Annotated in this window: 21 protein-coding genes and 1 riboswitch; of the genes, 7 read left to right on the top strand and 14 right to left on the bottom strand. The window is 65.6% G+C overall.

Annotated features, from left to right (window positions below):
* Positions 1 to 19: 19 nt before the first annotated feature.
* The 6 genes from NKI95_RS19605 to cbiE are packed head-to-tail and all read right to left on the bottom strand — an operon-like array spanning position 20 to position 5322.
* Positions 20 to 790 carry an adenosylcobinamide-GDP ribazoletransferase gene (locus NKI95_RS19605; RefSeq protein ID WP_352718939.1) on the bottom strand — a complete coding sequence of 257 codons (771 nt, stop codon included), beginning with the start codon at positions 788 to 790 and terminating at the stop codon, positions 20 to 22.
* Positions 791 to 793: 3 nt separating this feature from the next.
* Positions 794 to 2143, bottom strand: coding sequence for a cobyrinic acid a,c-diamide synthase CobB (locus tag NKI95_RS19600; RefSeq protein WP_352718938.1), 1350 nt, complete (start codon positions 2141 to 2143; stop codon positions 794 to 796).
* A complete protein-coding gene (gene cobA, locus NKI95_RS19595; protein ID WP_352718937.1) occupies positions 2140 to 2946 on the bottom strand; it encodes a uroporphyrinogen-III C-methyltransferase in 807 nt (268 codons plus the stop codon). The genes NKI95_RS19600 and cobA overlap by 4 nt, the downstream gene beginning before the upstream one ends.
* Positions 2943 to 3707: a precorrin-4 C(11)-methyltransferase gene (cobM, locus tag NKI95_RS19590; RefSeq protein WP_352718936.1), complete on the bottom strand. Its 765-nt coding sequence runs from the start codon at positions 3705 to 3707 to the stop codon at positions 2943 to 2945. The genes cobA and cobM overlap by 4 nt, the downstream gene beginning before the upstream one ends.
* Positions 3704 to 4084, bottom strand: a complete 381-nt coding sequence (locus NKI95_RS19585) for a cobalamin biosynthesis protein (RefSeq protein WP_352718935.1) — start codon at positions 4082 to 4084, stop codon at positions 3704 to 3706. Before NKI95_RS19585 ends, cobM begins: the two co-directional genes overlap by 4 nt.
* A complete protein-coding gene (gene cbiE, locus NKI95_RS19580; protein WP_352718934.1) occupies positions 4081 to 5322 on the bottom strand; it encodes a precorrin-6y C5,15-methyltransferase (decarboxylating) subunit CbiE in 1242 nt (413 codons plus the stop codon). Before cbiE ends, NKI95_RS19585 begins: the two co-directional genes overlap by 4 nt.
* A gap of 1 nt (position 5323) precedes the next feature.
* Here cbiE and NKI95_RS19575 point away from each other — a divergent pair, with 1 nt between their 5' ends.
* The gene (locus tag NKI95_RS19575) at positions 5324 to 6106 is read left to right on the top strand and encodes a cobalt-precorrin-6A reductase (RefSeq protein ID WP_352718933.1); all 783 of its coding nucleotides are present in this window, start codon (positions 5324 to 5326) and stop codon (positions 6104 to 6106) included.
* Here NKI95_RS19575 and NKI95_RS19570 read toward each other — a convergent pair.
* The 8 genes from NKI95_RS19570 to NKI95_RS19535 all read right to left on the bottom strand — a co-directional run bounded on the left by NKI95_RS19570 (position 6070) and on the right by NKI95_RS19535 (position 16320).
* Positions 6070 to 6834, bottom strand: coding sequence for a precorrin-3B C(17)-methyltransferase (locus NKI95_RS19570; protein WP_352718932.1), 765 nt, complete (start codon positions 6832 to 6834; stop codon positions 6070 to 6072). The genes NKI95_RS19575 and NKI95_RS19570 overlap by 37 nt on opposite strands.
* Positions 6831 to 7589, bottom strand: a complete 759-nt coding sequence (locus NKI95_RS19565) for a precorrin-2 C(20)-methyltransferase (RefSeq protein ID WP_352718931.1) — start codon at positions 7587 to 7589, stop codon at positions 6831 to 6833. Before NKI95_RS19565 ends, NKI95_RS19570 begins: the two co-directional genes overlap by 4 nt.
* Positions 7586 to 8233 carry a precorrin-8X methylmutase gene (locus tag NKI95_RS19560; RefSeq protein ID WP_502909209.1) on the bottom strand — a complete coding sequence of 216 codons (648 nt, stop codon included), beginning with the start codon at positions 8231 to 8233 and terminating at the stop codon, positions 7586 to 7588. The genes NKI95_RS19565 and NKI95_RS19560 overlap by 4 nt, the downstream gene beginning before the upstream one ends.
* Positions 8230 to 9696: a precorrin-3B synthase gene (gene cobG / locus NKI95_RS19555; RefSeq protein WP_352718929.1), complete on the bottom strand. Its 1467-nt coding sequence runs from the start codon at positions 9694 to 9696 to the stop codon at positions 8230 to 8232. The genes NKI95_RS19560 and cobG overlap by 4 nt, the downstream gene beginning before the upstream one ends.
* Positions 9693 to 13358, bottom strand: coding sequence for a cobaltochelatase subunit CobN (gene cobN, locus NKI95_RS19550; RefSeq protein WP_352718928.1), 3666 nt, complete (start codon positions 13356 to 13358; stop codon positions 9693 to 9695). Before cobN ends, cobG begins: the two co-directional genes overlap by 4 nt.
* Positions 13359 to 13377: 19 nt before the next feature.
* Positions 13378 to 14418: a cobalamin biosynthesis protein CobW gene (gene cobW, locus NKI95_RS19545; protein WP_352718927.1), complete on the bottom strand. Its 1041-nt coding sequence runs from the start codon at positions 14416 to 14418 to the stop codon at positions 13378 to 13380.
* On the bottom strand, positions 14415 to 14849 hold the full coding sequence (locus tag NKI95_RS19540; protein WP_352718926.1) for a DUF1636 family protein: 435 nt from the start codon (positions 14847 to 14849) through the stop codon (positions 14415 to 14417). The genes cobW and NKI95_RS19540 overlap by 4 nt, the downstream gene beginning before the upstream one ends.
* Positions 14850 to 14887: 38 nt before the next feature.
* Positions 14888 to 15091: riboswitch (cobalamin riboswitch) on the bottom strand.
* A 29-nt stretch (positions 15092 to 15120) separates the two neighbouring features.
* On the bottom strand, positions 15121 to 16320 hold the full coding sequence (locus tag NKI95_RS19535) for a winged helix-turn-helix domain-containing protein (RefSeq protein WP_352718925.1): 1200 nt from the start codon (positions 16318 to 16320) through the stop codon (positions 15121 to 15123).
* Between the two features lie 335 nt (positions 16321 to 16655).
* On the opposite strand from NKI95_RS19535, the gene NKI95_RS19530 reads away from it, so the two are divergent.
* From NKI95_RS19530 to nuoF, 6 genes are all read left to right on the top strand, one after another.
* Positions 16656 to 17021, top strand: a complete 366-nt coding sequence (locus NKI95_RS19530; protein ID WP_352718924.1) for an NADH-quinone oxidoreductase subunit A — start codon at positions 16656 to 16658, stop codon at positions 17019 to 17021.
* Positions 17012 to 17593 (top strand): NuoB/complex I 20 kDa subunit family protein, encoded by a 582-nt coding sequence (locus tag NKI95_RS19525; RefSeq protein ID WP_292664697.1) that lies wholly within the window; start codon positions 17012 to 17014, stop codon positions 17591 to 17593. Before NKI95_RS19530 ends, NKI95_RS19525 begins: the two co-directional genes overlap by 10 nt.
* Positions 17594 to 17598: 5 nt before the next feature.
* Positions 17599 to 18201 carry an NADH-quinone oxidoreductase subunit C gene (locus tag NKI95_RS19520; protein ID WP_352718923.1) on the top strand — a complete coding sequence of 201 codons (603 nt, stop codon included), beginning with the start codon at positions 17599 to 17601 and terminating at the stop codon, positions 18199 to 18201.
* Positions 18202 to 19392: an NADH-quinone oxidoreductase subunit D gene (locus NKI95_RS19515; RefSeq protein ID WP_023720747.1), complete on the top strand. Its 1191-nt coding sequence runs from the start codon at positions 18202 to 18204 to the stop codon at positions 19390 to 19392.
* 437 nt (positions 19393 to 19829) lie between these two features.
* Positions 19830 to 20900 (top strand): NADH-quinone oxidoreductase subunit NuoE, encoded by a 1071-nt coding sequence (gene nuoE, locus NKI95_RS19510; RefSeq protein WP_352718921.1) that lies wholly within the window; start codon positions 19830 to 19832, stop codon positions 20898 to 20900.
* A gap of 10 nt (positions 20901 to 20910) precedes the next feature.
* Positions 20911 to 22215: an NADH-quinone oxidoreductase subunit NuoF gene (gene nuoF, locus NKI95_RS19505; protein ID WP_023676626.1), complete on the top strand. Its 1305-nt coding sequence runs from the start codon at positions 20911 to 20913 to the stop codon at positions 22213 to 22215.
* Positions 22216 to 22235: the final 20 nt, after the last annotated feature.

The raw sequence follows: 22235 nt of genomic DNA, 5'->3' as shown, positions 1-22235 counted from the left end.
CGAAATCTCCGAAACAGAGTCAGGAAAGGGAAACGGAAGCGACGAGCAGGATTGCGATCTCGCCCAGTTGCTGCAGGGCGCCGACGGTGTCGCCGGTCTGGCCGCCGACCTGGTTCAGGCACAGCGCGCGGAAGGCGGCGAGTAGCCCAAGCAGGATGAGTGCTGCGAAGGCGGCGCCTACCCCAAGCGCCAGCAGCGCGGCCGCACCGAGCACAGCACCGGCTATAGCGGTTTCGGCGGTGACTGTGCCTGCATCAACCGAGAGGCCGTCGGCGCGGGCCGGTGGCAGCAGGAGCATGAAGGCGCCGAGCAGGCCGCGCGAAGCCGCTTGCGCGGCAATGAGGGCCCAGAAGACATGAGCCGGGCCGGCGAATCCAGAGAGCACGCTCCAGCGGATCAGCAGCGAGATGCCGAGCGCGCAGGCGCCGTAGGCACCGATGCGGCTGTCGCGCATGATCTCCAGTTTCCTGTCGCGCGTCTTGCCGCCGCCAAAGCCGTCGGCGACATCCGAAAGCCCGTCTTCATGCAGGCAGCCGGTGGCAAGCAAGATTGCGGCAAGGGTCAACGCTGCAGCAGGACCCTCGGCAAGGCCGAGCTTCGTTCCGACGGCGTAGACCAGCGCACCAGCCAGAGCGACGGCGAGACCGGCAACGGGCGCAGCCCAGATCGCAGCGGCAAGGCTGCGGCCACGGAAGTCGGCTCTCGGCAGCGGCAGCCGGGTAAAGAAGACGAGGCAAAGCGCGATGTCTTCGAGGAGCTGCCGTTGCGAGGGGATCTGGAGTTTGAGCATGATCTATTCTGAAAACCGGCTACCACTTTTCGGGATCATGCTCTCGCCCCTCGCAATGGCATGGAAGAACGTGCCGCTGACATTGCCGCGCCGGTAGCCCGAAGCGCCGAGCGGATTGCCTTGTCCGTCGGCGAGGTCGGCCAGCGGCTCGTCATTGCCGGTCGTAACCATCTGCGCGTAATGGAATTCGTGGCCGCGGATCAGCATGCCTTGGCCGCCGAGCGGACACCCGGACCGCAGCCGCGCCTCGCGGTAGCCGAGATTCATCTTGCGCTTGGCGAAGCTGGTCGAATGGCCCAGCAGGCCAAGCATCCGATGCGTCTCGCCCGACGCGTCCTCGAGCGCCTCGCCGAGCACCATGAAGCCGCCGCACTCACCATGCACCGGCCGCGAGGCGGCGAACCGCGCCATGCCGGCCCTGAAATTCGCCGCGGCCGCGAGGCGGCCGGCATGAAGCTCGGGATAGCCGCCGGGCAGCCAGCAGACATCGCAATTGTCGCCAGGCGCCTCATCGGCGAGCGGCGAGAACGGAACGATCTCGGCGCCGGCCTTGCGCCAATGCGCGGCGACATGCGGATAGAGGAAGGTAAAGGCGGCGTCCTCGGCCAGCGCAATGCGCTGGCCGGGCGGCGGCAGCGCGTCGTCGAAATTGCCCGGCGCGGGCGTGAATGGCGCCGCCAGCGCCATAATGGCGTCGAGGTCGAGCGAGCGCTCGACCATGTCGGCCAGCCGGTCGAGATGCGCCATCAGATTCTCATATTCGCCGGCCTGAACGAGGCCGAGATGGCGCTCGGGCAGGTTGAGCGAGGGATCGCGCAGGATGGCACCGACGACAGGCAGGCCGAGTGCCTCGATGGCATCGCCGCAAAGCCGGCGGTGGCGCTCGCTGCCCAGCCGGTTGAGCACGATCCCCGCCATGCGTACATCCGGATCGTAGGTGGCAAAACCCTTGGCGACGGCCGCTGCCGTGGTCGACTGGCCGGAAACGTCGAGCACCAGCAGCACCGGCAGGCCATAAAGTCGGGCAAGGTCGGCGGCCGAGCCGGTGCGGCCCGGAGCAGCCGGAATCCCGTCGAACAGGCCCATGGCGCTTTCGAGGAAGATGAAGTCGGCGTCCTCGGTCGCTTCGCCAGCCAACGCGTTGAGCAGGGCGGGCGGCATTGCCCAGCTGTCGAGATTGACGCCGGACAACCCCGTAGCGGCAGTGTGGAAGCCGGGATCGATATAGTCCGGGCCGGACTTGGCGCCGCGCACCTTCAGGCCGCGCCGGGCAAGCGCGCGCAAAATGCCGATGGTGACGCTGGTCTTGCCCGAGCCCGAGCGCGGCGCACCGATGATGATGGCGCGGGTCATGGCTCACCCGCCAGTGCCGCGCGCATCCCGACGATGCCGCCGACGACGATCAGCGCCGGCGAGGTCAGACCGGCTGCGGCCGTTTCTTCGGCAATTGTGGCGAGCGTGGCGACGACGATCCGTTCCTGCGGTGTCGTCGCAGCGACGATCACCGCGGCGGGCGTCGAAGGCGCCAGCCCGCCCTCAAGCAGCGAGGCGGCGATCAGCGGCAGATTGGCCATGCCCATATAGATGACCACCGGCTGGCCGGTACGGGCGATGGCCGCCCAGTCGAGATCGTCATCGGTGCCGGCGGCGTGACCGGTTGCCAGGATCAGCGCCTTGTTGATGCCGCGCATGGTGCCGGGAATGCCGGTTGCGGCCAGCGCGCTGAGGCCGGACGTCAGGCCGGGCAGGATGCGGAACGGGATAGTTTCCCCGGCCAGCGCCAGCGCCTCTTCGCCGCCACGGCCGAATATATAGGGGTCGCCGCCCTTCAGTCGGACGACACGCCGGCCCGCGCGCGCCAGCCGGACCAGCAGAGCGGTGATGTCGTCCTGCTTCATCGACGGCTTGCCGCCGCGTTTGCCGGCATAGAACAGTTCCGCGCCCTCGGCGACGGCGACGACTTCCGGCGAGACCAGCGCGTCATAGACCAGCGCGTCGCACTGTCCGAGGGCGGCCAGTACTTCCAGCGTCAGGCAGCCGGGATCGCCAGGGCCGGCGCCGGCCAGCCAGACATGCCCGGGCTCAAGCTGGCGCGGCTCGAAATTCAGCCGGGTGAGCGCCTGCTCGACCGTAGTGTTTCTATTGCTGCCGCTCACAATCCGTCCCGTCCGCGAAAACGCCGCTGGTAGTGCGCGTCGTACAGTGAACTTTCGCCAAAGCCCTCCGCTGCCAGCGAGCGGCCGACGAAGATGATTGCCGTGCGTTCCATCGGATCGGCGGCCAGTTGCGCCTCGATGGTGGCCAGTGTGCCGGTCAGCACGCGCTCGTCCGGCCAGGAGGCGCGGAAGACGACCGCGACCGGGCAGTCGGCGCCGTAATGCGGCGTCAGCTCGGCGACGACGCGATCGACGGCATGGATGGCGAGGTGGATGGCGAGCGTGGCGCCGGTGCGGCCGAAGCCGGCCAGCGTTTCGCCGGGCGGCATTTTCGAGGCGCGGCCGGAGATGCGGGTAAGCACCAGGCTTTGCGCGACTTCCGGAATGGTCAGCTCGCGGCGCAGCGCTGCCGCCGCAGCGGCGAAAGACGGCACGCCAGGCGTCAGCGTGTAAGGGATGCCGTGCTTTTCCAACCGGCGGATCTGTTCGGCAACGGCGCTCCAGACCGAAAGATCGCCGGAATGCAGGCGGGCGACATCATGGCCGGCCGCGTGGGCGGCCAGATATTCGGCCTCGATCTCGTCGAGCGACATCGGCGCGGTGTCGATCAACCGCGTTCCGGGCGCGCAGTGCTGCAACAGATCGGGCGCGACGATCGATCCCGCATAGAGGCAGACGGGACAAGTGCCGAGCAGGCGGCTGCCGCGCAAGGTGATCAGATCGGCGGCACCCGGGCCGGCACCGATGAAGTGAACGGTCATGCCGCATCTCCGCTGATGGCGATGGCGCAGGTGATAGGACCGAGCACGGTGCGCGGCCCGAGCAGTTTTGCGCCTTTGCCGGCGGCGGCAAGCGCCGAGGCTTCGGAAACAGACGGCGTGCCGGCATGCTCCTGCGATAGGTCGGAGTGGCTAGTCGTAGACGCAGCTTTGAGTTCGGCCTGCTCGACAACGATTACCGGAAGGCGGAGTTCGCGTCCGGCGGCGAAGATTGCCGCTTCATCCTGCTTGAGAGACGCGGTCGCGAGGGCCGAAAGCGCGGGCAGGGCAAGCCCGTGCGCTTCCAGGGCGGTTTCTACCGCAGCAAGCACGTCCCGCGCGCTGACGCCTTTGCGGCTGCCGATGCCCGCGACCATCATGGCTTGACCCAGCTCCATTGGGTGACCGGCATAGCCGGCCGCCACGCCTGCATCGAACCGACCGGCGAAGCACGGGATACCGCGATGCGGGTGAGCTCGCCGCCGAACGCAGTCTGACGGGAAAGCAGCAGCGCCTCCATCTCCAGCGTCACCGCGTTGGCGACGAGGCGGCCGCCGACAGGTAAGGCATCGAGGGCTCTTTCCAGCACTCCGGCATCGCTGCCGCCGCCGCCGATGAAGATCGCGGCCGGCGTTTCCAGCCCGGCAAGAGCTTGCGGTGCCGAACCTTCGACGACGGTGAGACCGGGAACGCCGCAGGCCGCGGCGTTGCGTCGGATGCGCGCGGCGCGGGCCGGATCTGCCTCAACGGCGATCGCACGCATGGAAGGATGGGCCAGCATCCATTCGATGCCGATGGAGCCCGAGCCGGCGCCGATGTCCCACAGCAGTTCGCCGCGCCTTGGCGCGAGAGCGGACAGGGTGACGGCGCGCACTTCGCGCTTGGTGATCTGGCCGTCATGCTCGAACAAATGATCGGCAAGTCCCGCTGTCAGCGGCAGGATGCGTGCTTGCGGAGTCGATTCAACTTCGATCGCGAGCACGTTGAGCGGATTGATCTTTGCGAGGCCGAAAGTGCCGGCGCTCGCCGAGCGCAGCCGTTCGTTCGGGCCGTCCAGCGCCTCCAGAACCGTCAGCCGCGAAGCGCCGAAGCCAAGTTCGGTCATGAGACGGGCAATCGCTTCCGGTGCATCGCTATCCGAGGTCAGCGCGAGAATGCGGGTGCAAGGATGCAGCAACGGCCGGATCAGGTCGAGCGAGCGGCCATGCAGCGAAATGGTCTCGACGTCCTGCAGCGCCCAGCCCAGGCGTGAGGCGGCCAGCGAAAAGGCCGAGGGCGCGGGGATCACCCGCATATCCTCTGCCGCGACCTTGCGGGCGAGGGTGACGCCGACACCGTGGTAGAAGGGATCGCCGGAGGCCAGCACGCAGACGCGTCTGCCGGAGAGCGCCAGCACGTCGCGCAGCTCGGCATCGAAAGGCGTCGGCCAGGCATGCGCTTCACCTTTGGCGAGCGACGCGACGAAGGCAAGGTGGCGCTTGCCGCCGAAGACGAATTCGGCCTCCGCGATCAACCGCTTGGCCTCGTCGCCGAGACCCGCTACACCGTCCTCGCCGATGCCGATGATCGTGAGCCACTTGGAAGTGAGCTTGGCGCCGCGCGGAGCTTCAGCAGGCATGATGACCTACCGCATTCTGATCCTCGGCGGAACCACCGAAGCCCGGCAACTGGCTGGAAAGCTGGCCGCGCGCGCGGATATTTCGGTCATGCTGTCGCTGGCCGGCCGCACCGAAAGCCCGGTCGCGCAAGGGGTGCCGGTACGTGTCGGCGGCTTCGGCGGTGCCGGCGGGCTGGCGGCGTATCTCCGCCAGAACCAGATCGACCTGCTGATCGACGCCACGCATCCCTATGCGGCGCGAATCTCCGCCAATGCGGCGGAAGCAGCGCGCATGACCGGCGTGACTATCGTTGCGCTCAGGCGTCTGGGCTGGGACCCAGCCGAAGGTGACCACTGGATGTTGGTCGATAGTGTTGCCAGCGCGGTGACGGCTCTGGGATCGGTGCCGCGCCGCGTGTTCCTGGCGCTCGGGCGGCAGGAGGTCGCTGCCTTCGAGGCGGCTCCCCAGCATCATTATCTCATCCGCAGTGTCGACCCGGTCGAGCCAAGGCTCGCTGTGCCCGACGCGACCTATCTCTTGGCGCGCGGGCCGTTTCATGAGGTCGATGAGCGCGCGCTGCTTCAAGAGCACCGCATCAATGTCGTCGTTTCCAAAAACAGCGGCGGCGAGGCGACCTACGGCAAGATCGCGGCGGCGCGAGCACTGGGAATCGAGGTGGTGATGATCTGCAGGCCGGCGCTGCCGGACGTCACGTCGGCTGAGACCGTCGAATCTCTTGCCGCGATGGTGGATCATTTTCTGGTCGGTCATGTTCTTGGGCCCGCTGCCGACCGCGGCGTGTAGACCAGCGCTGGTTTTTCGCCGCGCTTGATGATCCTGGTTTCCGGCGAGCCGATGATGATGCAGGTGGCCATGTCGGCCTTTTGCGCATCGGCTTCCGCCAGCAGAAAAACCTCGATGCGCTCGTCAGGGCGGCCGGCGGCACGGCCGAAGATCACCGGCGTGGTGCCGGGCAGGATCGCAGCAAGGCATTCGAAGGCGCGGCCAAGCTGCCAGGGGCGTGCCTTGCTGATCGGATTGTAGAGCGCGATGACGAAGCCGGCGCCGGCTGCCGCCAGGAGCCGCAGCTCGATCAGCTCCCACGGCTTCAGATTGTCGGACAGCGAGATGGCGCAGAAATCATGGCCGAGCGGCGCACCGATGCGGGCGGCGACAGCGAGCATGGCGGTAATACCGGGCACGATGGCGATGTCGACCGCACGCCATTCGGGTGGGCCCGCCTCTATCGCCTCGCAGACGGCTGCCGCCATGGCGAAGACGCCGGGATCGCCGCCCGATACGACGGCGACATCGTGGCCTTCCGCGGCCTTCAGCAGTGCGTCCCTGGAGCGGGCGAGTTCCTCGCGATTGTCGGAGGCGATGCGGGTCTGGTCCGCGCGCAGGTCGAGCCGGTCAAGATAAGGCTTGTAGCCGTAGAAGAATTTCGCCTCGGCAACGGCGCGGCTGGCTTCCGGCGTCACCTGGTCGGCGTTGCCTGGCCCCAGGCCGATGACGGTCAGGCGGCCGCTCATGCTTCGGCTCTCAATGCATTTGGCCGGCCCGACCAGCCGGCCACCAGCACGATGGCGAAATAGGGCGCCTGGTCGTCCTTTTTGTCGGCAAGCCGCATCGAGACGCCGCCCGGCATGGTGCCGCGCTCGACATAGATGGCCCGCGCCAGCTTGTCGGTTGCCTCCAGCGCACGCCTGATCTTTGGCAGGTTGCGGCCGACCTTCATGATCACCGCGGCATCGGTGTCGGCGAGGCGGCGCGTCAGCTCGAATTCGCTCATCGTGCCCGGCAGCACCGTCAGCACGTCGTCGCCCTGGACGATCGGCAGGCCGGTTGCCGACCAGCAGCCGGACATGGCGGTGACGCCGGGAATGACTTCGGTCGGAAAGCGGTGCGTCAGCCGGACATGAAGATGCATGTAGGAGCCGTAGAAAAGCGGGTCGCCCTCCGAGAGCACCGCGACCATCCTGCCGGCGCTGAGGTGCTCGGCGACCTTTTCGGCCGACTGCTCGTAGAAATCCGTTATCTGCGACCGGTAATCGCCGTGATCCTTGTCGATCTCGGTCGTCACTGGATAGAGCAGCGGCAGTTCGATCAGATCAGGGCGAAAATGCGCGCCGACAATGGCGCGCGCATTGCTGTTGTTGCCACGCTTGGCGAAATGCGCAACGACATCGGCCTCGGCCAGAGCACGCACTGCCTTCAGCGTCAAAAGTTCCGGGTCGCCAGGACCGGTGCCGACGCCGACCAGCCGACCTTTTGCGATCGCATTCATAGGCCCGGCCTCGCCAATGCATTGAGGGCGGCGGCGGTCATGGCGCTGCCGCCCAGCCGTCCGTGCACGACGGCGTAAGGCACGCCATAGGAATTTTCGGCCAGCGCATCCTTCGATTCAGCGGCGCCGACAAACCCGACCGGCATGCCGATGATCGCCGCCGGCTTTGGCGCGCCGTCGCGCAGCTTTTCCAGCAGATAGAAAAGGGCGGTCGGCGCATTGCCGATGGCGACGACCGAACCGGCCATGCGCTGGCCCCACAGGTCGATCGCCGCGGCCGAGCGGGTGTTGCCGATCTTTTTCGCGATGTCGGCGGTCTGCGGATCGCGCAGCGTACAGATTACCTCGTTGCCGGCCGGAAGCCGGGCGCGCGTGACGCCATGCGAGACCATCTGCGCGTCGCAGAAGATCGGCGCGCCGGCCCCCAACGCCGTGCGCGCGGCGGCGACGAAGTCGCTCGAGAAAACGAAGTGCCGCGCAGCCTCGACCTGGCCGCAGGCGTGGATCATGCGGATGGCGATGTCGGCCTCGGCTTCGGAAAAGCGCGACAGGTCGGCCTCGGCGCGGATAATGGCGAAGGAGCGCTCGTAGATCGCCGTGCCATCATGGATGTAGTCGTAGGCGTTCTGGGCGGGCATGCTCATTCCTGTCGGTAGATTTCGGTGATGCCGGCCGCGCCGAGCCTTGCCAGGCAAGCGGCAGCAGTTTCGCCGGGATGTCGTGCGCTGCGGATCGCCGCTGCAATGCGGCCGATGCCGTGCGCAGCGTCGTAGCCCGGCCTGTATCCGGCGGGCCATGCCTTTGCCGTCCCGTCCACGACAAGTCCGGCTCCGTTTTCGCCACCGACCAGGGTCAGCGCTGCCGGACCGGGATGGGCGCAACCCTTGGCGCAGCCGGAGATGTGCAGCGTCAGCGAGGAATCAAGGATGTCGCGGTTTTCTGTAGCGATGATCTCGGCGATGTCGCGGGTGGCGATCCGGCCGGAGGCGCAGGCGGGTACGCCGGGGCAGGCGGCGATCCTGGTGCGCGGATCGGCTGCGTCGGTGACGAAGCCGACGGTTGCGGCGGTTTTCTGGAGTGAAAGACATGCGGCTTGGGAGAGGCCGAGGAAAAGCAACGCGCGACCCGGCGCCAGGCGGATTTCGGCGGCGCCGAGGGTGAGGGCCTCTTGCGTCAGGTCGATGAGCTTTTGCGCTGGCATGCTGCCGAAGGGGAGGCCGATGCCGAGGGCGGTTGCGGTGGTGGCTAGGTTAAAAACTCCGATGGGCTGGCGTTCCGTCGCACCCCCCTCTGTCCTGCCGGACATCTCCGCCTCAAGGGGGGAGATTGCGCTCTGATCTCTATTTTCGGCAATCTCCGACGCTGCGGAGGAAGAGCCAACGACAAAACCGCCGATCTCCCCCCTTGAGGCGGAGATGTCCGGCAGGACAGAGGGGGGTAAAACGCGCCAACTTGCCAGAGATCCCAACTGTCTCTCGGTCAAATCCCGCGCATGGGCATCGCGGCCTTTTTCGGCAACCATCCTGAGAATGGCGACGGCGATGTCACAAGCCGCATCTTCCTCGGACATCGCCAGCGGCGTGGCACCCTGCGCATCCCCGGCGAGCGATACCCGCCACTTAATTCCGTCGGCGGTCCGCATCGCAGCCAGCCTGACATCGGCCGTAACCGCATCCATCGTCAGCCGTCCGCCACCATCGACAATCACTGAAACCTTTGGGCCGAGGCGCTGCGCCAAGCCGGCTCCATCAATTGCCGCCCGAATCCGCTCCGCCATCGGGCGCGGGTCGGCTATCTCCTCTGGGTCGAGCCCGGCCAGCGGGCCGGTCTCGACCGGCACGCCAATGCGCACCGCAATACCCAGCGAGTCGACCTCCATCGCCAGCAGCCGGGCGCTTGCCGGCGTCAGGCCACGGATCTGCAAGCTGCCGCGGGCGGTCACTTCCATGATGCCGTTGCCATGGCGCAAGGCGGATTCGCAGAGTCCGATCAACGACTTCGGCAACAGTCCTCCAGCGACCGGATTGAGCCGCACCAGCAGCCCGTCGCCGGTTTGCATCGGTGCCGATAAAGCGGGGCAGGCGCCACGGCGCGAGAAAGCGTTCATGCCGCCACCCCCAGCGCTTGCGCTTCGGCAATTAGTGCGGCGAGATCGTCATCGATCGAATTGCGCAGCGGATGCCAGAGACCGCGTCGCCGGGCCGAGAGAAAACGCTCGGCGATGACTTTTGCGGCTGAAGGGTTTTCGCGCAGGATGAAGGCGCGGACCACGGGGTCGCCGAGATAGGCGTCGTGCACGGCCTCGATCAGCGTGCCTGATATGGCATGGGTAGTCTCGGCAAAGCCGACCAGCCGGTCGACCGTCTCGGCGAATTCCGAGGCGCCGCGCGGCCCGTGGCGCATCTGGCCGGCAATGAAGCGCGGATTGACGGCGCGCGCCCGCACGACCCGGGATACGGCCTCGCCAACCGAGCGCGGCTTCGGCTTTTGCGGGTCCGTGGTGTCGAGCACGATCACGTCGGCGTTTTTGCCGAGCGCGGCAAGCGCTGCCGAAAAGCCGCCGATAAAGGCGACGTCGGCCGAGCCTTCGAGGATGTCGCGGCCGGGGTCGTCGCCGGTATGAACCAGAAGGTCGGCCTCAGCGATGCGGCCCTCAAAAGCGCCGGGCGCCGAAATGCCTTCGCCCTCGGAGCCGCCATAGGCGTGCGAGGTGGCGGCGAGATAGGCGCGGCCGATCTCTTCGCGCACGGCCCAGTCGCCGCTCGACAACAAATCCTCGACACCGGCGCCGTAGGTCCCGGGTGAGGTGCCGAAAATGCGTGGACTGATCTTGCCGTCTGCACGGGTTCTCGCCGCGAGCGGGTTTTCCGAAGCGTCCTCGTCGCGGGCGGCGACGGTGTTGGCCGCGGCATCGATCAGCGCGATCTGGGTCGGGAACATGTCGCGGAACAGGCCTGATATGCGCCAGGTGACGTCGACGCGCGGGCGGCCGAGCGTTGCCGGCGGCAGCACCTCTATGCCGGTGATGCGGCCGGTGGCGGAATCCCATTGCGGCCGGCAGCCCATCAGCGCCAGGCCTTGCGCGATCTCCTCACCGCCGGTGCGCAGCGAGGCCGAGCCCCACAGGTCGATAACCAGCGAGCGCGGCCAGTCGCCATGCGATTGCATGTAGCTGCGGACGACTTCTTCCGCTGCCACCTTGCCCAGATCATAGGCGGTCGGCGTCGGCATGGTGCGCGGGTCGGCGGTAAACAAATTGCGGCCGGTGGGCAGCACATCCCGCCGGCCACGTGCCGGCGCACCGGCCGGACCGGCAGCGACGTGGCGGCCGTCGAGGGCGGCAAGCAGTGCGGTTTTTTCAGCTACTGCACTTTGCCGCCGTACCGGATCAGCCTCGCCTTGCGGCGAGCGGCCATAAATATGCAGGCCGTCCTTGATGGCGAAATCCTTGAGATCGCAGAGCCAGGCGTCGATGCGGCGCAAGGCCTCGTCGGCTGCGTCGGTCCTGGCGACGCCGGCCTCTGAGGCGAGGCCCGTCTTTTCCGCTGTCTCGACGATCAGCTTTGCCAGGCTGTCGCGGCGGCGGCGGTCGAGCCCGTCGGCCTGGGCATATTCGTCGACCAGTCGTTCAAGCCTATGCTGGTTTTCGTCCAGCCCGGCGCCGGTCAGCGGCGGCGGCAGATGGCCAAGCGTGACGGCGGCAATGCGCCGCTTGGCCTGCGCTGCCTCGCCGGGGTTGGAGACGATGAACGGATAAATGACGGGCAGGGCGCCGGTGACGATTTCGGGAAAGCAGTTTTCGCTGAGCGCGACGGTTTTGCCGGGCAGCCATTCCAGCGTACCGTGGGCGCCGACATGGACAATTGCATGGATGCCGAGCGACTTGCGCAGCCAGAGGCCAAAGGCGACCAGCGCATGGCGCGGCGGCAGCGTCGGGTCGTGATAGTCGGCGCGGCGGTCGGCTGAGCGCCCGCGGTCAGGGGCGAGTGCCACGGTGACGTTGCCGAAGGTGGCTGCGCGGAAGGCGTATTTTGCGGCGGCAGGCGCTTGAACACCCCCCTCTGTCCTGCCGGACATCTCCCCCTCAAGGGGGGAGATTGCGCTGTTGTCTCTGCTTTCGCCAATTACCGAGGGCGTTAAGGGAGAGCCGGCGGCGGAACTGCCAATCTCCCCCCCTGAGGGGGAGATGTCCGGTAGGACAGAGGGGGGTGCCTCGCGCGAACCCGTCTCATCTTCCGCATTCCCCCATGCGGCCTGTACCGCAGCGATGGCCGCCGGCGGCAATTCCTTCGAGACGGTAAGATAATCCTGCAAAGCCAGCCCCTGGTCGGCTGGCTCCAGCATCTCCAGCAACTCGCGCGGCGTTTGCGGAATCCTTTCAACGGCGTAGCCCTGTTCGCTCAGGTCGTGCAGCATCGCCAGCACGCTGGACGGCACGTCGAGGCCAACCGCATAGCCGGTGCGGCCGGGGGCGCTCGGATAGTCGGGGATCAGGATGGCGAGCTTGCGCTCCGCGCGGGGCGTCCGCTGCAGGCGCACGAAGGCCTCGACACGGTTCGCCACTTGCGCCACGCGGTCGGGCTCAGGCCGGTTGGCGAAGGCGCGGAAGGCCAATGCGGGATCGGTTTCGCTTTCGCCCTTGAATGAAATAGCGCCGGCCAGGATGCGGCCGTCGAGCTCGGGCAGGACGACATGCATGGCAAGGTCGGCGGGCGCCAGGCCGCGCTGATTGTTTTGCCAGATGTCGCGGCGGGTGGTCGCAACGATGACCTGGAACACCGGCACGCCGGCGCGGTCGAACAGGGTTTCGACGCCAGGCTCGGCACCCGAGGCGAAAGCTGTGGCGGTGATGATGGCGGCAGGCTTCAGGGTTGCAAGCGCGGTTTCGACAAAGGCGAGCGATGCCGGGTCCTTGAGGCTGGAGACGAAGATAGGGACCGGCGCTATGCCGCGCGCGCTCAGCGCTTCGAAAAGCGCATCGATGGGCGCCACGTCGGCAGCGAGCAGCATCGAGCGGTAGAACAGGATTGGCACGACGTCCCCCTCCCCCTCGAGGGGAGGGTGGCCCGCAGGGCCGGGTCGGGTCGTTGCGGCAGTGCTCGACGTTTTGTGTAGGCGCGCTTCAAAGTGTTGGCGCGCTTCGGAGAGGACCCCACCCCCGGCCTGCGGCCGGACCCTCCCCTCGAGGGGGAGGGGGACGCCGCGTTCTGCGACCCCCAGTCCCGGCTCGTAAAATCCCGCCTTTGGCACGCTGACTGGTTCAGCGACCGCCACACCCGATCCGGCGAGACTTGCCAACCTCTGCACCAGCGCCGTCATATTCGCCGGTCCGCCCTCGCGGAAATAGCCAAGCAGGCCGTCCAACTCCTCGCGCGGCAGCGTCGAGCCTTCGATCAGCCGCAAATCCTCGTCGTGGCTCTCGCCGGGCAGCAGCGCCAGCTTGATACCGCGATTTCGCGCGATAACGGCGAGCTGGTCGCAGCCATAGCGCCACCACTCATAGCCGCCGAGGATGCGGACCAGAATGACCTTGGCGTGGCGGGCGACGCTGTCGATCCACAGGTCGACGGACATCGGATGGCGCAGGTCGCGCAAGGCGGCGAGCCGCATCGACGGCAGGCGGTGCGCATCTGCCTTCCACGCCGCCGCCAGCCCGGCCAGGTCGCTGTCGGTGAAGGACAGGGCCACGACATCCGCAGGCGTTTGCCTGAGATCGACAGGCTCGGCGAGATCGTCGAGCGAGGCGGATGTGGTGGTGAGGATGTGCATCGCGGCTCGTTACCTGGGGTCAGCCGGCGAGGATACGCTCGATCGCCGGGCGGTTCAGCCCTTTCAGGCCGATGACGACAAGGCGCGAGCGGCGGTCGTCTTCAGCGGTCCAGGCGCGATCGTAATAGTGATTGACGCGCGGACCGACGGCCTGCAGCAGGAGCCGCATCGGCTTGCCGCCGACTTCGACGAAACCTTTGACGCGCAATACGTTTTCTTCCTCCGCCGCCGTGGCGACGCGTAGTGCCAGCTCGTCCGGGTTGGACACGGACGCGATGTCGATGACGAACGAGTCAAAGTCGTCATGTTCGTGGTCGAGCTCGTCGTCGTGATGGGTCTTGCGGTTCTCGATGTCGTCCTCGACGGCGAGGCCGAGGCCGAGCAGCACCGACGGATCGACCTTGCCTTGCGAAGTCGGCACGATCTTCACCGCCCGCGCAACGTGCTTGCCGATGACGGCATTGGCACGGGCCAAGCCGGCTGCGTCCATCAGGTCGCTCTTCGACAGGATGATCAGGTCGGCGCAAGCGAGCTGGTCCTCGAATACTTCCTCGACCGGATCGTCGTGTTCGAGCGTCTCGTCCTGCGCGCGCTGCGCCTGCAGGGCATCCATGTCGTTGGCGACGCGGCCATCAGCCAGCGCCGGCCCGTCGACGACGGCGATGACGCCATCGACCGTGACACGGCTTTTCACCGACGGCCACTGGAAGGCCTGGACCAGCGGCTTGGGCAGGGCCAGCCCGGACGTCTCGATCAGGATATGGTCGACCCTCGGCGTCAGCGACAGGATCTGGTCGAGCGCCGGAACGAAATCGTCGGCCACTGTGCAGCAGATGCAGCCATTGGCCAGTTCGACGATGTTTTCCTCGGGGCAGGTGTCAATGCCGCAGCCCTTCAGGATCTCGCCGTCGATGCCGATGTCGCCGAACTCGTTGACGATGATGGCCAGGCGCTTGCCTTTGGCGTTTTCGAGCAAATGGCGGATCAACGTCGTCTTGCCGGCGCCGAGAAAGCCGGTGACGACGGTGCAGGGAACGCGCGAAAGGGAGGCAGCGGTCATATCGAGTCCTTCAAAAGGTCAAGGGGAGGGATGCGGGCAACCAGGCCGCGCTTCAGGCAATCGGGACGGCCGCGCCATGGAATGAGCCCATCCGTCGAGGTGGCGAACAGCTTTGCGCCGGTCACGAGATCGGCGCCGCTGGTCGCAGTCAGGTCGCCGAAGACGTAACTCCAGCAGCCGTCGCGCAGTATGGCGGCGCTGAGCCGGCGCTTGCAATTGCCGAGGCATTCGACGGTGCGGATTTTGATGTTTTCGCTGGAAGCGGCGCGGCGCGTGTCCTCGGCGAGCAGTTCGCCGGCGCGGGGATGAGCGTCCGAACCGGTCTCGTCACGGCAGGACGAGCAGACGATGACGGTAACTCCGGCCGGGGAATCACCATGGCCGGACAATAAATCCGCTGTCTCAGCCGGAAAACTGCTGTCGCGTTCCAAATCAGGCTCCTTGCCCGGAAAACCCGCCAGGCGATCGGATTCTTATGTCCTAGACGGCAGGTCTCCTGGCTCGCGGGTCATCGCCTGGATGCCGCCTTCCCGGGAATATCCCAGTGGTTTTCGGCCGAGGCTCATCGCTTACAGTTGCGGGGACAGCCGCGGATTTGAAATCGAGATTTCGCACCGCATTCCCTCTTGGCCCTTGCCGTTGCGGGCAGGGGACCGTCTGGAACGGATTTAGGCTTGTGAAGGCAGTCGTGTCAACGCACGTCTATGACGCGGCGATATCTACGAGCGGCCGGCCAAGGTCGCCGGCAGCTGTCACCTCGATGCGCTCAAGCCCGAGCCAACCCTGCATCAGCTTCAATTCCTCGAAGAGTTCGGCAGCGGTTTGTGGCGGGGCGCCGGGCTCCGCATATGCGGCATGGACGCGCAATACGCCGGCCGGACGGTCGGCCCTGAGGTCGACGCGCCCGACGATGCTGTCGCCGAGCAGGAACGGCAGCACATAATAGCCATACCGGCGCTTTTCGGCCGGCGTGTAGATCTCGATGCGGTAGTGGAAGTCGAACAACCGCTCGGTGCGCGACCGCTCGAAGACGACGGGATCGAACGGCGCAAGCAAGGCGCGCGCCTCGATCCTGTGCGGCAAACGGGCGTCCTTGTGGAGATAGGCTGTTTTGCTCCAGCCTTCGACGCTCACCGGCAACAGCTCGCCAGCCTCGACCAGCTCCTCGATGCGGCCCTTGATATCGGCGGGCGAGAGGCGGAAATAGTCGCGCAGGTCGCCTGCCGTCGCGACGCCATGGGCGCGGGCGGAGATACGCAGCAATTCGCGGTGAGCGTCCTCGGGAGCGGGCGCTGGCAGGCTTAGTATTGTTGGCGGCAGCACGCGCTCCGGCAGGTCGTAGAACCGCTCGAAGCCGCGGCGGTGCGCGGTGGTGATGCGGCCGGCCCAGAACAGCCATTCGAAGGCATGCTTGGCATGGCTCCAGCCCCACCAGCCACCCGAGCCCTTCTGGCCTTCGAAAGCCGACGCCGCGATCGGGCCTCGTTCGGCGACCTCGCGATAGATGTCTTCGATATAGGCGGCGTGCTCGCGGCCCCATTTGGCCAGTCCGCTGTACATTTCCTCGCCGCGCTCGGCCCGCTGCATGCGCCAGCGCATCAGCGGATAGGTCTCGACCGGCAGGAAGGAGGCTTCGTGCGCCCAATATTCGAAGACCATGCGCTTCCGCGTTATGGCGGAGTCGTCGAGCAGCGCCAGCTTGTAGGGGCCAAGCCGCGAATAGAGCGGCATATAGTGGGCGCGCACCACGGCGCTGACAGAATCGATCTGCAGCAGTCCGGTACGGGCAAGCACGCGGGCCAGATGCCTGCGGTCGGGCGTACCGGCGGGTCGGGGGTCATTGAATCCCTGTGCCGCCAGCGCGATGCGGCGGGCCATGCGAAGTGAGATTTTTTCCTTCATCAAGGCGGTATCCTGATGATGTTGGACAGAGCAGAGAACCTGCGATTCCGCGCCATGCTAGCAGGGTTTTGGCGGCATCCATGTCAGGAGAGAAAAGTGGAGTAAAAGGTGAAGGAAATCAAACAGGAGCAGATCGGACCAGTTTTCCCGGATATGCCGTCCAGCACCGCGATTTGAACAAGGTTTGACTTGCTTCGCCGAAAGCGCTGCGCTAACCCTCGCCGCGTTGCAGCATAGAGCCTCCTTAAAACGGTTCAGTGGTTAAACTGTCACGCTTCCGCAAGTGGGTCCGGTGCTGTAATCAGAGTGGATTGGCCGCCAACGGAAACTGCAGCATGAACGCACTTTTAGGTTCGTACCTGCCCATCGTCCTGTTCATCGGCGTGGCGCTGATCGTCGGGCTGGCGCTGCTCGCCGCACCGTTCCTGGTGGCCTATCGCAACCCCGATCCGGAAAAGCTTTCGGCCTATGAGTGCGGCTTCAACTCGTTCGACGACGCCCGCATGAAGTTCGATATCCGCTTCTACCTGGTGTCGATCCTGTTCATCATCTTCGACCTGGAGGTGGCCTTCCTATTTCCTTGGGCGGTGTCGTTCAGCAAGATCGGCATGCTCGGTTTCTGGTCGATGATGGTGTTTTTGGCGGTGCTGACCATCGGCTTTGCCTATGAATGGAAGAAAGGGGCGCTGGAATGGGATTGAGCGACAATTCCGGCACGCTCGTCGCGCCGAAGCCCAAAGGTCTCATCGACCCCAACACCGGCAGGCCGGTGGGGGAGGATGATCCGTTCTTCCTGGAGATCAACAACGAGCTGGCCGACAAGGGCTTTCTCGTCACCTCGACCGAGGCGCTGATCACCTGGGCGCGCAGCGGCTCGCTGATGTTCATGACCTTCGGTCTCGCCTGCTGCGCGGTCGAGATGATCCACACCTCGATGCCGCGCTATGACTCGGAGAGGTTCGGTGTCGCGCCGCGCGCGTCTCCGCGCCAGTCCGACATCATGATCGTCGCCGGCACGCTGACCAACAAGATGGCGCCGGCGCTGCGCAAGGTCTACGACCAGATGCCCGAGCCACGCTACGTCATCTCGATGGGCTCCTGTGCCAATGGCGGCGGCTATTATCATTATTCCTATTCGGTGGTGCGCGGCTGCGACCGCATCGTGCCGGTCGACATCTACGTGCCCGGCTGTCCGCCGAGCGCCGAAGCGCTGCTCTACGGCATCCTTCTGCTGCAGAAGAAGATCCGCCGCACCGGCACGATCGAACGGTGAGCGGCATGAGCCAGGCGTTGAACGATCTCTCGACCTATCTCGGCGAGAAGCTGACCGGCCGGATCGGCGAGGCGGTGCTCGCCTATGGCGAACTCACTATCTCGGTCGAGCCGCGCGACCTGATCGAGGTGGTGACCTTCCTGCGCGACGACCCGAAATGCCAGTTCATCTCGATCATCGACGTCTGCGGCGCCGATTATCCGTCGCGGGCAAAGCGCTTCGATGTCGTCTATCATTTGCTGTCGCCGAGGCAGAATATCCGTGTCCGCATCAAGGTCCAGGCCGACGAAGAGACGCTGGTGCCGTCGATCACCGGCATATATCCCGGCGCCGACTGGTTCGAGCGCGAGACCTATGATCTCTACGGCGTGCTGTTTTCGGGCCATCCCGATCTGCGGCGGATCCTGACCGATTACGGCTTCGAGGGTCATCCGCTGCGCAAGGACTTTCCGCTGACCGGCTTCGTCGAGGTGCGCTACGACGACGAGGCCAAGCGCGTCATCTACGAGCCGGTGGAATTGAAGCAGGAATTCCGCAATTTCGATTTTCTGTCCCCATGGGAAGGCACGGATTATGTTCTGCCGGGGGACGAGAAGGCAAAACAGTGAATGGCTGAAACCTCCGTCCGCAACTTCAATATCAATTTCGGCCCGCAACATCCTGCGGCGCATGGCGTTTTGCGCCTCGTGCTGGAGCTCGACGGAGAAGTCGTCGATCGCGTCGATCCGCATATCGGGCTTTTGCATCGCGGCACGGAAAAGCTGATCGAGCACAAGACCTATCTGCAGGCCGTGCCCTATCTCGACCGGCTCGACTATTGCGCGCCGATGAACCAGGAGCATGCCTTCGCGCTTGCCGCGGAGCGGCTGCTCGGTATCGAGGTGCCGAAGCGCGGGCAGCTTATTCGAGTTCTCTACTCCGAGATCGGCCGCATCATGTCGCACATCCTCAATGTGACGACGCAGGCGATGGATGTCGGCGCGCTGACGCCGCCGCTGTGGGGCTTTGTCGAGCGCGAAAAGCTGATGGTGTTCTACGAGCGCGCCTCTGGCTCGCGCATGCACGCCGCCTATTTCAGGCCGGGCGGCGTCCACCAGGACCTGCCGCAGAAGCTGATCGAGGACATCGGCAAGTGGATCGATCCGTTCCTGAAGTCGGTCGACGATCTCGACGCGCTTTTGACCGGCAACCGCATCTTCAAGCAGCGCAATGTCGACATTGCCACCGTCTCCCTGGCGGACGCCTGGGCCTGGGGTTTTTCCGGCGTCATGGTGCGCGGCTCGGGCGCGCCGTGGGATCTGCGCAAATCGCAGCCCTACGAATGCTATGCCGAGCTGGACTTCGACATTCCGATCGGCAAGAACGGCGACTGTTTCGACCGTTATCTGGTGCGCATGGAAGAGATGCGGCAGTCGGCGAAAATCATGCGCCAGTGCGTCGACCTGTTGCTCGGCAAGGAGGGCAGCGGGCCGGTGTCTAATCTCGACGGCAAGGTGGTGCCGCCGAAGCGCGCGGCGATGAAGCGCTCGATGGAAGCGCTGATCCATCACTTCAAGCTCTACACCGAAGGTTATCGCGTGCCGGCCGGCGAGGTCTATGCAGCCGTCGAGGCGCCGAAGGGTGAGTTCGGCGTCTATCTCGTCTCCGACGGCACCAACAAGCCCTATCGCTGCAAGCTGCGCGCGCCCGGCTTCGCGCATCTGCAAGCCATGGACTTTTTGTGCCGCGGCCACATGTTGGCCGACGTCACCGCCGTTCTCGGCTCCCTCGACATTGTCTTCGGGGAGGTTGATCGGTGACGATGGCACGGGCCCGGACATCCAAATCGTTTCTAGCGGCGGCTTGCCTTGCGGCTTCCGCTGAAGCATCCCTTGCCGGATCCGGTGATGGGCTATCCTCGAAGGATCTTCTTAAGGACGGGTTCAAGCTGGTAGCGGAAGGCGATCTGCTCACGGTGCGCGAATTCGGTGGCGATGTGCTTCTGGATTCTGGAATTTTTGTACTCGGTGCGCCGCGAGGCCAACCCTGTAGCAAAAGTGAGAGGACTTTTGTCGCAGAGGTACCGAGCTTGGCACGGCCCCGCGACTGTGGACGCGTAACTTGGTGGAATGACCGTTACGACGAGTACGTCCGGCTAAAGCGTGGGAATGAAGAGTTTGTATGTGTCTTTGGGCAATCCGAGGATTGCTATCGCGCCTATAGCTCTAGCCAGTAGAAACCGAAGAAGCGAAACTCCATGTCAGTCCGCCGTCTCGCAGAAGCCAGCCTCCAGCCAGCCTCCTTCGCCTTCAACCGGGCGAATGCGGCAGCGGCGAAGCAGTGGATTAAGAAATATCCGAAAGGTCGCGAGCAGTCCGCGATCATCCCCTTGCTGATGCTGGCGCAGGAGCAGGAAGGCTGGGTGACCAAGGCGGCAATCGAGACGATCTCCGACATGCTCGGCATGCCCTATATTCGCGGGCTGGAAGTCGCGACCTTCTATACGCAGTACCAGCTCAATCCGGTCGGCACCCGCGCCCATATCCAGGTCTGCGGCACCACGCCCTGCATGCTGCGCGGCTCGGAAGCGCTGATGGATGTGTGCCGCTCGAAGATCCATCACGACCAGTTTCACACCAATGACAAGGGCACGCTGTCGTGGGAGGAGGTCGAGTGCCTCGGCGCCTGCGTCAACGCACCGATGGTAATGATATTCAAGGACACCTACGAGGATTTGACGCCGGAGCGGCTCGCCGAGATCATCGACCTTTATGACTCCGGCAAGGGTGCTTCGGTGACGCCAGGGCCGCAAAACGGCCGCGTCACCTCAGAGCCGGCCAGCGGTCTGACGACGCTCAGGAGCGAAAAGGCGATCCTGAAGGCGACCCGCGACCGGGAAACCAGGGCGGCGACCAAGGCCGCCAAGGAAGCGGCGCCGGCGGCTGCCGCCGCAGCACCCGCGGCGCCGGCCCCGCCAGCCGCTTCTGCCGCGCCGGCGCCGGTTGCGCCCTCGAATGCCAGCAAGCCGAAGACCGACGCGGTCGAGACCAGCCCGGCGCTGAAATCGCCATCGGCGACAAAAATCGCGCCCGCGGCGGAAAAGGCGGCGAGCGTCGCAGCGCCGCTGCATTCGGCCGCCAATGCCAACAAGGCCGAGCCGCAGGTCGAGGACGTCTCGAAACAGCGCAAAGGCCCCAAGAACAAGGCCGAGCCGGCGTCAGCTTTCAAAGCGCCGGAGGCCAAGGTTAAACCGGCGAAGACTGCCGCCAAGGCGACCAAACCGTCGCTCGGAAACAAGAGCCGGCCGACCGGCAAGAAACCGGTCTGAGGAACGAGCAATGCTTCAGGACAGGGACCGCATCTTCAACAACATCTACGGCCGCTTCGACAAGTCGCTGGCCGGCGCGATGGCGCGCGGCGCCTGGGACAACACACCCGGCATCGTTGCCAAGGGGCGCGAGTGGATCGTCAACGAGATGAAAGCGAGCGGCCTGCGCGGCCGCGGCGGCGCCGGCTTCCCGACCGGGCTGAAATGGTCGTTCATGCCCAAGCAAAGCGACGGCCGGCCGAGCTATCTCGTCGTCAATGCCGACGAGTCCGAACCCGGCACCTGCAAGGACCGCGACATACTGCGCCATGACCCGCACACGCTGGTCGAAGGCTGCCTGCTTGCCGGCTTCGCCATGGGCGCGGTCGCCGCCTACATCTATGTGCGCGGCGAGTTCATCCGCGAGCGCGAGGCGCTGCAACGCGCCATCGACGAGGCCTATGCGGCCAAGCTGATCGGCAAGAACAACACCTCCGGCTATGATTTCGACATCTACATGCACCACGGCGCCGGCGCCTATATCTGCGGCGAGGAAACGGCGCTGCTCGAAAGCCTCGAGGGCAAGAAGGGCCAGCCACGGCTGAAGCCGCCATTTCCGGCCAATGTCGGCTTGTATGGCTGCCCGACGACGGTCAACAATGTCGAGTCCATCGCTGTCGCGCCGACCATCCTGCGCCGCGGTGCCGCCTGGTTCTCGTCCTTCGGCCGGCCCAACAATGTCGGCACCAAGCTGTTCTGCATCTCCGGCCACGTCAATAATCCGTGCACCGTCGAAGAGGCGATGTCGATCCCGTTCCGCGAACTGATCGAGACGCATTGCGGCGGCATTCGCGGCGGCTGGGACAATCTGCTGGCGGTCATTCCGGGCGGCGCCTCGGTGCCGCTGGTGCCGGCCGAGCAGATCATCGACGCGCCGATGGATTTCGATGCGCTGCGCGACCTGAAATCGGGCCTCGGCACGGCGGCTGTCATCGTCATGGACAAATCCACCGATATCGTGAAGGCGATCGCGCGGCTGTCCTACTTCTACAAGCACGAAAGCTGCGGCCAGTGCACGCCATGCCGTGAGGGCACCGGCTGGATGTGGCGGGTAATGGAGCGGCTGGTGCGCGGCGAGGCGCAGAAGCGCGAGATCGACATGCTGCTCGACGTGACCAAGCAGGTCGAGGGCCACACGATCTGCGCGCTGGGCGATGCGGCGGCATGGCCGATCCAGGGCCTGATGCGGCATTTCCGCGGCGAGGTGGAGCGGCGCATCGACGAGTTTTCGCGCAACGCACACCGCGCCGAACCGGTGCTGGCTGCGGCGGAATAGAAGAATTCAAAATGCGGACG

Origin of the sequence: Mesorhizobium sp. M0306, assembly GCF_040321655.1 — a bacterium.
GTDB lineage: Bacteria > Pseudomonadota > Alphaproteobacteria > Rhizobiales > Rhizobiaceae > Mesorhizobium.
Note: the sequence above shows the minus strand (reverse complement) of the source record. Positions and strands in the feature narration are given on the sequence as shown.

Coding starts and splice junctions, on each gene's coding strand:
- nuoF (WP_023676626.1), top strand. CDS start 20,911: ATGCTTCAGGACAGGGACCGCATCTTCAACAACATCTACGGCCGCTTC.
- NKI95_RS19605 (WP_352718939.1), bottom strand. CDS start 790: ATGCTCAAACTCCAGATCCCCTCGCAACGGCAGCTCCTCGAAGACATC.
- NKI95_RS19570 (WP_352718932.1), bottom strand. CDS start 6,834: ATGAGCGGCCGCCTGACCGTCATCGGCCTGGGGCCAGGCAACGCCGAC.
- NKI95_RS19525 (WP_292664697.1), top strand. CDS start 17,012: ATGGGATTGAGCGACAATTCCGGCACGCTCGTCGCGCCGAAGCCCAAA.
- cobM (WP_352718936.1), bottom strand. CDS start 3,707: ATGACCGTTCACTTCATCGGTGCCGGCCCGGGTGCCGCCGATCTGATC.
- NKI95_RS19535 (WP_352718925.1), bottom strand. CDS start 16,320: ATGAAGGAAAAAATCTCACTTCGCATGGCCCGCCGCATCGCGCTGGCG.
- cobW (WP_352718927.1), bottom strand. CDS start 14,418: ATGACCGCTGCCTCCCTTTCGCGCGTTCCCTGCACCGTCGTCACCGGC.
- NKI95_RS19520 (WP_352718923.1), top strand. CDS start 17,599: ATGAGCCAGGCGTTGAACGATCTCTCGACCTATCTCGGCGAGAAGCTG.
- NKI95_RS19530 (WP_352718924.1), top strand. CDS start 16,656: ATGAACGCACTTTTAGGTTCGTACCTGCCCATCGTCCTGTTCATCGGC.
- cbiE (WP_352718934.1), bottom strand. CDS start 5,322: ATGCCTGCTGAAGCTCCGCGCGGCGCCAAGCTCACTTCCAAGTGGCTC.
- NKI95_RS19515 (WP_023720747.1), top strand. CDS start 18,202: ATGGCTGAAACCTCCGTCCGCAACTTCAATATCAATTTCGGCCCGCAA.
- cobN (WP_352718928.1), bottom strand. CDS start 13,358: ATGCACATCCTCACCACCACATCCGCCTCGCTCGACGATCTCGCCGAG.
- cobG (WP_352718929.1), bottom strand. CDS start 9,696: ATGAACGCTTTCTCGCGCCGTGGCGCCTGCCCCGCTTTATCGGCACCG.
- NKI95_RS19600 (WP_352718938.1), bottom strand. CDS start 2,143: ATGACCCGCGCCATCATCATCGGTGCGCCGCGCTCGGGCTCGGGCAAG.
- NKI95_RS19585 (WP_352718935.1), bottom strand. CDS start 4,084: ATGATGGTCGCGGGCATCGGCAGCCGCAAAGGCGTCAGCGCGCGGGAC.
- NKI95_RS19575 (WP_352718933.1), top strand. CDS start 5,324: ATGACCTACCGCATTCTGATCCTCGGCGGAACCACCGAAGCCCGGCAA.
- nuoE (WP_352718921.1), top strand. CDS start 19,830: ATGTCAGTCCGCCGTCTCGCAGAAGCCAGCCTCCAGCCAGCCTCCTTC.
- NKI95_RS19565 (WP_352718931.1), bottom strand. CDS start 7,589: ATGAATGCGATCGCAAAAGGTCGGCTGGTCGGCGTCGGCACCGGTCCT.
- NKI95_RS19560 (WP_502909209.1), bottom strand. CDS start 8,233: ATGAGCATGCCCGCCCAGAACGCCTACGACTACATCCATGATGGCACG.